Source organism: Bacillus sp. B1-WWTP-T-0.5-Post-4, assembly GCF_009183795.1.
Taxonomy (GTDB): Bacteria; Bacillota; Bacilli; order Bacillales; family Bacillaceae_G; genus Bacillus_A; species Bacillus_A cereus.
Genome location: NZ_WEIJ01000002.1, coordinates 879,654 through 892,825 on the forward strand (window position 1 = coordinate 879,654; position 13,172 = coordinate 892,825).

Below are 13,172 nucleotides of genomic sequence, written 5' to 3' on the forward strand. Positions count from 1 at the left end.
ATATTAACGATTTTCCGAATATATCCATCATATCTTTGAATATATCAACGATTTTCCGAATATATCTATCACATCTTGAAATATATCAACGATTTTCCGAATATATCTATCATATCTTGAAATATATCAACGATTTTCCGAATATATCTATCATATCTTGAAATATATCAACGATTCGACTAAAGATATCAATTTAATGACAAAAAGGAAACACCATTACACACCGGTGTTTCCTTTTTCTTTGTACCAATTATATATACGAAGTGAATCTTTTTTTCTCATATGCTTTACTTCATAACCCCGCCCAGCTACCGCTACAAGAGTTGTACATAATTCATCTTTTCTTTGAAAATACGATTGATTATAACCTACTGCTTGAACATGTCTTCTTCGCATTATTCCTGTATATTTCGAAAAATTACGATATACAACCGTTAGTTGATTTTCTCTTAATTCATAACCGCCACTTTTATATCTAGCATACGCAAGTAACGAAAACACGATAAATAACGGTAAAATAACAAACAACGCAATATATTGTTTAAAATATATACTCACGCTGGCAATTAGAACTGTGAGTATGATACTTATTAACCAGCCCACAATGAAATAACGACGCAACGCTGTTTTTGGTAAGTGAACGATCTCCGCTTCGATTTCATATGGTAACTCTAAATATGTGATCAGGTGCTGTACATCTTTTTTCTTCATAAATGGATGCAACATTACTCCGTTACTTGCTGCTCCAATACTTTGAATTGCTTCCACTTCAACAGCACAATAGCCAAACGGCTGGCGAAGCATACCTTCTTTTACAGTAATCGCTTGAATGCGGTGCAATTTTAAGACAAACTCTTTCTTTTCAAATAATCCTTGAACGATACGAATCTCTTCCCCTTTTCGCTCAATTTTAAAGTTTGCATATTTCAACACATATCCAGCCGTGGAAATAATCCACGAAATTCCCATTAAAATTAATGCAATTACAATTAGTTTATAAACACCGTTTCCCATCACATACGCTTCTACTTTACTTGTGAATCCTTCAGGAAGAACAAAATCAAACTTTGTGTAAAGAAGTACTAGTCCAGAGAACACTAGTCCGAACCGACCAGATGTAATCGCTGCGGCTAAAACCTCTTTCGCTGTTAACTGATAAACCGTCTTGCTTTCTTCCTCTTCTATTTCTTCTTTTACAGTAGTTTCTTTCTTATGTAATAAAGAAATTAAATGTTTTGCCTCGTCTTCTTTAATACCAGCCAACATCACTTCTGGTTCATTACCACCACCGGCTACTTCTATATTTAACTTCATAAGTCCGAGCATTTGATAAATGATGTTAGAAGACGTACTAATATTTTGTACACGCTCTTTATTTAAATAGCTTTCCTTCTTTACAAAAACACCGTGCTTTATATGTAAAATATTATTCTCAATCCAGTACACTTTAAAATACCATTTAATTGCTGAAAAAATAGCCATGATGAATAAAACAACCAGAAGAAAAAGATAAAATAAATACCAAGGTTCCACTTGTTCATCAGGTTTAAATAAAACAAGAATAATAAGTGGCAACAAACTCGCAATCCTAATACCTAACAATATCGTAATCGGATGTTGCCTCTTATACATCCTTATCACTCACTTTCGCAAGTTCTCCAATTTGTCTTTTCAGCTGTTCTGCTTCTTCTGTCGTTAAACCTGGAATACTATGAGAAGTTGCGGCTGTTGAAATATGTAATTCTGCTAAATTATACTTTCTCATGATCGGCCCTTGCTCAATCGTTACGTGCTGCACACGGATCATCGGAATAAGTACGCGTTTTACAACGAACATTCCCTTTTGAATCTCAATCTCTTCTTCATTTAATCTGTAACTATAATAGCGCTGACGTAAATTTGGAAACACAAAATAATCAAGTGGAATAAATGTAATAGCTCCTGTTACTAATAGTCCAAACAACCAGCCCCACCAGTTAAAGTTAATCATAAAAAAGAAATACGCAATTACGACTGTTAGTATAACTGCCGTCCCAATTAAAGCGTGAATTCGCCACACTTTCAGCATATTAGAATGAATCTCCCTTTCTAACGGCTGCATCTCATCACTCCAATTCTATGAATTTATTACTTATATATTATCAAAAAATAAGATTTCATATACATTTTTGTAAATTTATAGTCAAATAAAAATAGTTGAATCAAAAGCATATTAAAGAAACACACACCTCAGTTTTGAAAATTATGTATTATAAATATGAATTATATTGAACTAAAATAAACCTTACATGATTCATGTAAGGTTTATCGTTTTATACACAATATATTTCATTATTGTTGAGATATACTAGCATCGCTTTCAATTCGCTTTTCTTTTTGGCTCAGTTTTTTATCTTTAGATTTTTTTAATGTTAAAGTCATGCCAATAAAAATAAAAAGAATTCCTGTTATTTGCATTAAAGTTGGACGGAATCCAGTAAGTACAGTATCTAATAATATTGCCACTGCCGGATCTAAAAAAACTAATATTGAGATGGTTTTTGTAGACAAATAGCGTAAACTATCAAAAAACAGATAATATACTATCCCTGTGTGAATAAAACCAGTAGCTATAATATATGTCCAATTACTTTGAGTGAGGCCACTAAAAGCATCTAAATCTATAAATGGTATTAAAAGAAATATCCCCAAGAATGTTTGTAAAAATGTCATTGCATACGCACTCATTTTGTTAATCCCTTTACCAAATAAAGTTGTAAATGCATAAAAGAGAGCTGCAAGAAATCCCCATATCATACCTGAAGACATTAATGAACCGAAAGAGAAGCTTCCATCGATACCAGCAATTAATAAAGCTCCTGCAAAACACACAATTATTGAAATGATAGATATGAATGTTAATTTTTCTTTAAAGACGATACTTCCAATTAACAGTACAATTACTGGTGCAAGATGATAAACTGAGATAGCAATGGTGACTGACATATTTTCAAAGGCTTTAAATAAGAAAACCCAATTAAATACTAAGAAAAAACCACATATTAAAACTTGAATAACTTCTTTTCGTTCCCATTTATCTTGTTTATATTGCCCTGTAAGCAACCAGCATACACTTAAAAATATTGTCGCAAAAATACACCTTACAAACACTAATTCAAACGAAGGTAAGTTTGTTTGAACCGAAAAAAATCCAACTGATCCAAAGATAACCATTGATGCTATCATCTTTAAGGCCGGTACCGTTTTCTCTTGCTTAAAACTCTTTTGAAGCAAATTAATCCCCCTCCAATAAAAACTCGGTTTATAGTGAGAAAAACACCAGCCTAAAAAAAGGACAGGTGCTTTTCCTCAAAAACACTCAATTATAAATTTTTCCCAGCAGTCCAACCACCATCAATTACAAAATTAGAACCAGTAATAAAGCGGGCCTGATCAGAAATCAAGTACTCAATACATGAAACAATATCCTGCGGCAACCCCCAAGTATCTAAAGATTGATTACTTTTTATCATAGACATCAAGGCTTTATTACTAAAGTATTCTTCTGTAAGTTCGGTTCTAATAACACCGGGAGAAATGCTATTTACCCTTATATTTTGCTTCCCAAATTCCATAGCCATCTGTTTAGTCAATCCGATTAAAGCATGCTTTGATGCAACATAAGCAGCTCGCTCTGGTTCAGCCATTAATCCAGAAACTGATGCTATATTCACAATACAACCTTTTATTTTCGATTCACACCATCGCTTAGCTACTTCCCTAGAAAGGATAAATGGGGCTACTAAATTTACATCAATTACTTTTTTAAACATATCATCGGATAAATGTAAAACAGGTGTTATCTCTCGAATACCAGCTGCATTTATTAATATATCAGGAGAAAGCTTTTCTAAATCTAATTGAGTAAAAAGATTATGAATCGCTTCGCTATTACTTAAATCAATTTGCACTACTTTCAAAGGCATATCTGTTTTCATATAATCTATTAAATTATTATTATGAATATCAAGCGCTATTACATGAAATGATTTTTCTAAAAAGTATTTTATACAAGCATGACCTATACCGCTATTGGCTCCAGAAATCATAATTATTTTATTCTCTCTCATTTTGTCTCCTTATAAGAAAATGTTACTAATAAAATATCACGAAAAGCCTCCGTACTACATTCTGTTCCAAGTGGCGTTACGGCATGGAAGACCTTTTGTCCAAATACTAAAGTTTCTAAAGGCTCCTTCAAACTTATAAACTGATTAATTTCCCGAGGAGAATTAGCTATTAAATTATCTCCACCAATAGCTGTATTACTTAAATTCATAAGGTGTAAAAATACTACTGGTTCATCATCTTTATGTAACCAAATAGGTGAACTAAAAGATGGTCTTTCTTTAGTAGCTTTATATCTTACTTGATGTAAACCTATAATTAAGTCTTTACTTGTATCTATTATATTTGTTTTAAATGCAAATTCAGTATCGAAACGCACGATATTCTGAATTAAAGGATTGCATAAAAAGCTATCATTTATGCTATTGAACTGTCTAACTTTCCCGCCATCGTCATAGTTATATTCTTTAGATTGGAAGTAATCATTACTATTATCTAAAATATAATCTGGTGAATCAACATACTTTATATACCTTGAATAAGATCTAGCACGGCATTCACCGTACGCATCATCTTCCAAATTATAATAATCTAACTGTGCTTGTGTTAATAAACGATGATTCTCTTCCTCTTGTAAAAAGATTTCATTTGAGATTTCAAGGAATCCTTTAGATTCAAATTCATGTACCTTTTCTTCTATGCTAAACCCATTCATTTTACTAAGAACAAACGTCATTATAAAAACCTCCACACTATTGTATTTTTCTATCTCACCCTATGTTAGAAATGCAATAAGTAACCGAGATTCTTGCTTAATAAAATTTTAAATTATGATATTCAATTAATACACCAGATGAAATATATGTAATTCATTAAAATTATTTATTAAGCAATATTATATATCCTTTTGGTTATTTTTTCTAATTATCTGAAGATTTATCAACATTAGTCTTAATATTCGAAATTAAAGAAATAGATCTTTCAGAAAGATAAAACTGCGCGTATTGCAATTATTTATGTATATAACTTTTTTAAAAATTATATTTTAAATATAGCTAGTTTTTTATAAATTTTTTGATATAATTACATACGGGAAAAGGGAAGAATTTTGTCTTCCCTTGTGTTTTTATTTGCATCTAGTACTTTTGCTAGATGCTTTTTTTTATGCTAAAAAAGGTATCCTCAAATACTTTGAGGATACCTTTTCACCTTTATTATCTCTGCTGTTTTCTACCTAATACGAGTAACCCAAAACTCATCATTACAAGAAGTGCTCCCATATATGGTTCCACAGGCATTTTCTGCCCTGTCTTCGGTAATTCTTTTTCAGGTTTCTCTGGATTCGGTGTCCCTGGCTTTTCTGGATCTGGTGTTCCAGGTTTTTCTGGATCTGGTGTTCCAGGCTTTTCTGGATTCGGTGTTCCAGGTTTTTCTGGATCTGGTGTTCCAGGCTTTTCTGGATTCGGTGTTCCAGGCTTTTCTGGATTCGGTGTTCCAGGTTTCTCCGGATCTGGTGTTCCAGGCTTTTCTGGATCTGGTGTTTCTGGACCTGGTGGTGCTAAATGATTCAATTTGTTTAATACTTCTAATTGAACTGCATTTATCATTCCATTTGTAATTTCAAATGGAATTGGATTAGTTAATTTTTCATATCCTTTTGGTGCTTCTACTTCTACTAGTGTGTAGTTACCTACAGATAGATCTGTGATTTTTGCCTTTCCATCTTTATCTGTTGTTACTTTCACTACTACTTTTCCCTTTTCATCATGAACTTCAAACACAGCTCCTGATAAGACTTCCTTGCTTTCAGCGGCCATTTTTGTAATCTCCACTGAACCTTTGTCTAACTGTTCGTTCTCTACTTTCAATGATAAGACTTTTGTCATACCTTTTTTAATTTCGAATGATACTGGTTCCGTTAACTTTTTGTAACCTGGTAAGCTCTTCGTCTCTACTAATTTGTATTTTCCTACTGATAGATCTGAAACGTTTGCTTTTCCTTCTTTATCCGTCGTTACTTTCGCAACTACTTTGCCTTTTGAGTCACGTACTTCAAATACAACATTTTCTAATGGTGCTTTACTGTCTTTATCTATTTTTGTGATTTCTACATTCCCCATATCTACCATTTCATTTTCTACAGTGAACGCTAAAGATTTTGTCATACCTTTTGTAATTTCAAATGGTACAGGCTTCTCTAATTTTTTGTAGCCTGGTAAACCCTCTACTTCTACTAGCTTGTACTTTCCTACTGATAAATCTGAAACTGTTGCTTTTCCAGCTTTATCTGTCGTTAATTTCGTTACTACCTTGCCTTTGTCGTCTTGTACTTCAAAGACTACACCTGCTAACGGTGCCTTATTATCTTTATCTATTTTTGTAATTTCTACATTTCCCGTATCTACCATTTCATTTTCTATTTTTAATGATAGAACTTCTGTCATACCTTTTGTAATTTCAAACGATACTGGTTCTGTTAATTGTTTGTAACCTGGTAAACTTTCTTTCTCTACTAATTTGTACTTTCCTACTGATAGATCTGAGATTTTTGCTTTACCATTTTTATCTGTTTTTACTTCTGTTACTACTTTTCCTTTGTCGTCTTGTACTTCGAAGACTACGCCTTCTAATACTTTTTGACTATCTTTATCTACTTTTATGATTTCTACTGAACCTTTGTCTAACTGTTCATTCTCTACTTTTAATGATAAGAATTCTGTCATACCCTTTTTAATTTCGAATGATACTGGCTCTGTTAGCTTTTTGTAGCCTGGTAAGCTTTCTACTTCTACTAGTTTGTAATTTCCTACAGATAGATCTGAAATTTTCGCTTTTCCTTCTTTATCTGTTGTTACTTTTGTTACTACTTTGCCTTGCTCATCTTGCACTTCGAATGTTACGCCTTTTAATAACGCGCCACTTTCTTTGTCCACTTTTGTAATTTCTACTGAACCTTTATCTACTAGCTCATTCTCTACTTTTAGTGATAAAACTTCTGTCATACCTTTTTTGATTTCGAATGATACTGGTTTCGCTAGTTTTTTATATCCTGGTAAGCTTTCTACCTCTACTAGCTTATATTTTCCTACTGGTAAATCTGAAATTGTTGCTTTTCCTTCTTTATCTGTCGTTATTTTTGTTACTACTTTGCCTTTTTCATCTTGCACTTCGAATGTTACGCCCGCTAATACTGCGCCACTTTCTTTGTCCACTTTTGTAATCTCTACTGAACCTTTATCTAACTGTTCGTTCTCTACTTTCAATGATAAAACTTTCGTCATACCTTTTTTGATTTCGAATGATACTGGTTCCGTTAATTTTTTGTAACCTGGTAAGCTCTTCGTCTCTACTAATTTGTATTTTCCTACTGATAGATCTGAAACGTTTGCTTTTCCTTCTTTATCTGTCGTTACTTCTGTTACTACTTTGCCTTGCTCATCTTGTACTTCGAAGACTACGCCTTCTAATACTTTTTGACTATCTTTATCTACTTTTGTGATTTCTACTGAACCTTTGTCTAACTGTTCATTCTCTACTTTTAATGATAAGACTTCTGTCATACCCTTTTTAATTTCGAATGATACTGGCTCTGTTAGCTTTTTGTAGCCTGGTAAGCTTTCTTTCTCTACTAATTTGTACTTTCCTACAGATAAGTCTGAGATTTTTGCTTTACCATTTTTATCTGTTTTTACTTCTGTTACTACTTTGCCTTTGTCGTCTTGTACTTCGAAGACTACGCCTTCTAATACTTTTTGACTATCTTTATCTACTTTTGTAATTTCTACTGAGCCTTTATCTACTAATTCATTCTCTACTTTTAGTGATAAAACTTCTGTCATACCTTTTTTGATTTCGAATGATACTGGTTTCGCTAGTTTTTTATATCCTGGTAAGCTTTCTACCTCTACTAGCTTATATTTTCCTACTGGTAAATCTGAAATTGTTGCTTGTCCTTCTTTATCTGTCGTTACTTTTGTTACTACTTTGCCTTTTTCATCTTGCACTTCGAATGTTACGCCCGCTAATACTGCGCCACTTTCTTTGTCTACTTTTGTAATTTCTACTGAACCTTTATCTAACAGTTCGTTCTCTACTTTCAATGATAAAACTTTCGTCATACCTTTTTTGATTTCGAATGATACTGGTTCCGTTAATTTTTTGTAACCTGGTAAGCTCTTCGTCTCTACTAATTTGTATTTTCCTACTGATAGATCTGAAACGTTTGCTTTTCCTTCTTTATCTGTCGTTACTTCTGTTACTACTTTGCCTTTGTCGTCTTGTACTTCGAAGACTACGCCTTCTAATACTTTTTGACTATCTTTATCTACTTTTGTTACTTCCACATTTCCCTTGTCTAACATTTCGTTTTCTACTGTTAAAGCAAGAGATTTTGTCATGCCTTTTTCAATTTGGAAAGTAATCGGATCTACTAATTGTTTATATCCTTTTGGTGCTTTTACTTCTACTAACTTGTATGTGCCGACTGATAAATTAGTAACTTGTGCTTGTCCTTTTTTATCTGTCGTTATTTTAGCGACTACTTGTCCTGCTTCATCTTGAATTTCAAAGACTGCATCAGCTAAAGCATCTTTATTTTCTTTATCTACTTTTGTAATTTCTACATTTCCTGTATCCACTAATTCATTTTCTACAGTCAATTGTAATGCTGTTACTCTACCCTTTTCAATTTCGAATGAAATTGGCTTTTCTAGTGGTTTGTATCCTGCCGGTGTTTCTACTTCTACCAACTCATACTTTCCAATAGATAAATCTGAAACGTTTGCTTTTCCTTCTTTATCCGTTTTTACTTTCGCAACTACTTTTCCTTTTGAATCACGTACTTCAAATACAACATTTTCTAATGGAGCTTTACTATCTTTATCTATTTTTGTTATCTCTACATTCCCTGTATCCACCATTTCATTTTCTACTTTCAATGATAGGACCTCGGTCATGCCTTTTTTAATTTCAAATGATACTGGTTTTTCTAACTTTTTATAACCTGGTAAACTTTCTACCTCTACTAATTCATACTTTCCTACAGGTAAATCTGAAACATTTGCTTTTCCTTCTTTATCTGTCGTTACTTTCGTAACTTCCTTACCCTTTTCATCTTGTACGATGAATGTTACTCCCGCTAACGGTGCTTTATTATCTTTATCTATCTTTGTTATCTCTATATTTCCCGTATCTACCATTTCATTTTCTATTTTTAATGATAAGATCTCGGTCATACCTTTTGTAATTTCAAACGATACTGGCTCTGTTAATTTCTTATAGCCTGGTAAACTTTCTTTCTCTACTAATTTGTACTTTCCTACTGATAGATCTGAGATTTTTGCTTTACCATCTTTATCTGTTTTTACTTCCTTTACTACTGTTCCAGCTTCATCTTGCACTTCAAAGACTACGCCTTTTAATGCTTTTTTGCTGTCTTTATCTATTTTTGTAATTTCTACTGAACCTTTATCTAACTGTTCATTTTCTACTTTCAACGATAGGACTGTTGTCATACCTTTTGTAATTTCGAATGATACTGAATCTGTTAGCTTTTTGTAGCCTGGTAAACTTTTCGTCTCTACTAACTTGTACTTCCCTACTGATAAATCAGAGATTTTTGCTTTACCATCTTTATCTGTTTTTACTTCTGTTACTACTTTGCCTTGCTCATCTTGCACTTCGAAGACTACGCCTTCTAGTACTCTTTGGCTATCTTTATCTATTTTTGTAATTTCTACTGAGCCTTTGTCTAACTGCTCATTTTCTACTTTTATTGCTAAAGCTTTTGTCATACCTTTTTTTATTTCAAATGGTACTGGTTCTGTTAGCTTTTTATAACCTGGTAAGCTTTTCGTCTCTACTAATTTGTACTTTCCTACTGATAGATCTGAAACGTTTGCTTTTCCATCTTTATCTGTTACTACTTTTCTTACTACTTCATCTTTCTCATCTTGGACTTCAAATTCGACACCCGCTAATACTGCTCCGTTTTCTTTGTCCACTTTTGTAATTTCTATATTACCTTTGTCTACCATTGCATTTTCCACTTGTATTGGGAATATGCCGTCCCCTGTTACATTTACTTCGAACTCTGCTTCTTTTAATTGGTAGCCTTCAGGCGCTTTCGTTTCTTTTAAAATATATTTCCCTGGTGCTAACGGTTTAGAGATTGCCTTACCATCTTTATCTGTAACAATATGTTCGACTACTACACCGTCTTTTACTATATCAAACTCTGCATTTGCTAATGGTTTTTCACCATTTTCCGAATCAATTTTCTTTACTTCAATTTGACCCTTTTGCATAGTATTTTTAATTTCAATTGTTTTTGTTTCTCCAGCTTGAAGTGTAACCTCTACTGGTTCTTTTAATTTTTGATATCCTTCTGGTGCTACTGTTTCATAAACTTTATACGTTCCAGGAGCTAAAGTTTGAGGTACTGAAAAACCTTTTTCGTCCGTTTTCAGTTTTGCAACAACTTCATTTGCACTATTTCGGACTTCAAATTCGGCACCTTTTAACCCTTTGTTCGGATTCTCAGAATCTATTTTATGAAGCGATACTGTACCATCTTTTGGAGCTTCAGGCGGCGTAATAGTTACTTCTTTTGATGTTAATGTTTTATCATCAAAATGTAATTCCGCTTTATTAGGAATCTTCTTATCTACGTAAGAAGATAAGTCTGCATCATTTTTAATTTTCGTCTTGATACTAAGATTAATTATCTGGTCTTCATACGACTTATAGTCAAAACTCTCACCAAACGTAAATGTTACTTCACTTCTTTGTTTATCTATATTTAACGTTCCTTTAGAAGTAATATCTTGGCCATTTTGATCATACACTTTTGCCTCTAATACTTCTAAAACATCTTCTAAATCATCACGAATTACCATAGATGTGTATTTAGGAGGATCGTTCGGTATGTGTGTACCAACTTGGTATTGAATCACTTGATCCATTTTTGTTAACTGCTCATTCTCTACAAGCTTGCCATTCTCATCAACTATATTTTTTTCAATGCTAGGTGGATTATTGTCACCTGAACCGGATCCTCCCCCACCACTTACAAATACTTGTCCTACTTTTTCTTCAGTTTTAATATTTTTACCTTCTAATTTCACAGTATTTTTATGAGGCTTCGCAGCAGGATTTGTAACCTTTGTTTTATATTTTAAAATATAGCCTTTTGAACTGTCTGGAAACTCAATTGTAAATCCAGCCTTTGTTGCATTAATTTTAATGTTAGATAAATCTGCTGGCTTAATATTTGTTGGTGCATAACCATCTTCAAATACAGCCTCTTCTAATACTACGCTGTCTGTAATTAACTCATGCCCAGGTCCTAATGTATCTGTTAATTTAAGATCTTGCATTTCTGTTCCAGTTGCATTTACATATACAAGCCAATCAGCAATCGAAGGATCTTCTTGATTATAAGAACCCCATTTCAATAGATTATCTGTATTGGGCTGTGGCTTCGGTCTCTCTGTCGTATTACTTACATTTACTTCTTTATTGACGATTTGACCATCAACGTTAAATTCTAATGGAATTTCTTTAACACCATCATATGCTTCTAGACCAAAGTAGAATTCTACGAATAAAGAACCTTTAATGTTATTCTTTCCTTCTACGTAATCACCCATAGTACACGTTAATAGACCCTTTTTCATCTCACATGTACCAACTGTTTTTCCTTCAGCATCTTTTAAAGGAAAACTCATATTCATAAGGTCTTTTCGAAACTCTTTTGGCATATCAATTGTGAATTGATCTCCACTTTTTATTTTTTCTTTAGCTGACCACTTCACTTCTACTTTCATACCATCTGAGGCTTGATACGGTTCAGATGTCGTGCCATCAGTACGGGAAATATTAATTTCGTCCACTGGACTTTTCATCACAGCAGCTTGAATAACTGGAGCCCACACATTCAGCACTGAAAATAATACTAGAAAAACTAATGAAACCATTGAAATATGTCTTTTAGTACTTTTCATTTGCATAGTTCCCTCCTATTTTTTATATTTATATAACAAAAAAAGACCGTCCGGTTGCATCAAAAATGTGCAACCAGACGATCTTAGTAACCAATATGTATTACCGTAGACTCTAAGCTTTGCGGCCTATCCTTTCGAATAGTGTGCTAAAAATATCTTTTATTCTTTTTTTGTTTCATTTTCCTCTTAAACCAAATATTACTATACCGTCTGGACGGTTATAATTCAATACTCTATAAAATTGTTCTATTTTTCTAATAAAAAAAATAATTCACCACTACATTAAAGAAGCAATGGTGAATTATTTTCGAATTATATAGTTCGTATATTCTATTTATATGAATTACCAATAAGAGCTTGAATCACTTTTTCTCTTAACTCGGGGCTTAGTCTTCCAACCCCTAAATATTCCGAATACCATAATCCATCTGCTGCTAATCTAATAATTGTTGCACAAACTGAATCTATCTCATCATTTTCTATATTCTTTTGCAGTTGCTGAAATGATTGTTGTAATGGCTCAAGTAATTCAGGTTTTAACATGAATGCTGCCATCATACTACTAGATAACTCTTCTGTTCTTCTCTCATTATTTAATCTTTCCTCTACAAAAGAGCGAACCCATCTCCCTTTCCTCTCTGCGTCTTCCGCTACTTTATTGTAAATGGCCCCTTCATAATCCTCTACCCCTCTGACTATCATACCTTCTATTAAAGCTTCTTTATTTGAAAAGTGATACAATAATCCACCTTTACTTACACCCGCCTCTTTTGCCACTGCTTCTAAGGTTAATTTAGCAACCCCTTTACATTGCACAATTTGAGAAGCGGCCGCCAAAATCTTTTGCCGCGTTATGCTTATACTCATTCCTTTTTAAAACCCCATTTCTACTAAATTTATATAAATACGAATCTTATTTTTAATATTGTTGATTACTACTAAGTATTTTCTTTATACAACAAAAGCTTCATTACCTTTGAATTTTTAGTTACTTATTCTATTAAAAATTTCCATATCATTCAATATGATAACATTAAACACACAAAGCTGACTATACATCTA

General features: G+C 33.0%; 7 protein-coding genes and 1 riboswitch. All 7 genes read right to left on the reverse strand.

What is annotated here, in order from left to right; translation table 11 throughout:
* Positions 1-216: 216 nt before the first annotated feature.
* Positions 217-1,632, reverse strand: coding sequence for a PH domain-containing protein (locus GBN91_RS10200; protein ID WP_086389240.1), 1,416 nt, complete (start codon positions 1,630-1,632; stop codon positions 217-219).
* Complete coding sequence (locus GBN91_RS10205; protein ID WP_086412766.1) at positions 1,625-2,101, reverse strand: PH domain-containing protein; 477 nt, start codon at positions 2,099-2,101, stop codon at positions 1,625-1,627. The genes GBN91_RS10200 and GBN91_RS10205 overlap by 8 nt, the downstream gene beginning before the upstream one ends.
* Before the next feature lie 230 nt (positions 2,102-2,331).
* Entirely contained in the window at positions 2,332-3,273 is a 942-nt protein-coding gene (locus tag GBN91_RS10210) for a DMT family transporter (RefSeq protein WP_000939621.1), read from the reverse strand.
* An 89-nt stretch (positions 3,274-3,362) separates the two neighbouring features.
* On the reverse strand, positions 3,363-4,109 hold the full coding sequence (locus GBN91_RS10215) for an SDR family NAD(P)-dependent oxidoreductase (protein ID WP_001208938.1): 747 nt from the start codon (positions 4,107-4,109) through the stop codon (positions 3,363-3,365).
* Entirely contained in the window at positions 4,106-4,843 is a 738-nt protein-coding gene (locus tag GBN91_RS10220; protein WP_000144813.1) for a 2OG-Fe dioxygenase family protein, read from the reverse strand. Before GBN91_RS10220 ends, GBN91_RS10215 begins: the two co-directional genes overlap by 4 nt.
* A gap of 478 nt (positions 4,844-5,321) precedes the next feature.
* The gene (locus GBN91_RS10225) at positions 5,322-12,116 is read right to left on the reverse strand and encodes a SpaA isopeptide-forming pilin-related protein (protein ID WP_152121437.1); all 6,795 of its coding nucleotides are present in this window, start codon (positions 12,114-12,116) and stop codon (positions 5,322-5,324) included.
* Positions 12,117-12,175: 59 nt separating this feature from the next.
* A riboswitch (cyclic di-GMP riboswitch) is annotated at positions 12,176-12,268 on the reverse strand.
* 172 nt (positions 12,269-12,440) lie between these two features.
* Positions 12,441-12,977, reverse strand: a complete 537-nt coding sequence (locus GBN91_RS10230; RefSeq protein ID WP_152121438.1) for a TetR/AcrR family transcriptional regulator — start codon at positions 12,975-12,977, stop codon at positions 12,441-12,443.
* Positions 12,978-13,172 lie beyond the last annotated feature (195 nt).

Coding starts and splice junctions, on each gene's coding strand:
- GBN91_RS10200 (WP_086389240.1), bottom strand. CDS start 1,632: ATGTATAAGAGGCAACATCCGATTACGATATTGTTAGGTATTAGGATT.
- GBN91_RS10215 (WP_001208938.1), bottom strand. CDS start 4,109: ATGAGAGAGAATAAAATAATTATGATTTCTGGAGCCAATAGCGGTATA.
- GBN91_RS10220 (WP_000144813.1), bottom strand. CDS start 4,843: ATGACGTTTGTTCTTAGTAAAATGAATGGGTTTAGCATAGAAGAAAAG.
- GBN91_RS10225 (WP_152121437.1), bottom strand. CDS start 12,116: ATGCAAATGAAAAGTACTAAAAGACATATTTCAATGGTTTCATTAGTT.
- GBN91_RS10205 (WP_086412766.1), bottom strand. CDS start 2,101: ATGCAGCCGTTAGAAAGGGAGATTCATTCTAATATGCTGAAAGTGTGG.
- GBN91_RS10230 (WP_152121438.1), bottom strand. CDS start 12,977: ATGAGTATAAGCATAACGCGGCAAAAGATTTTGGCGGCCGCTTCTCAA.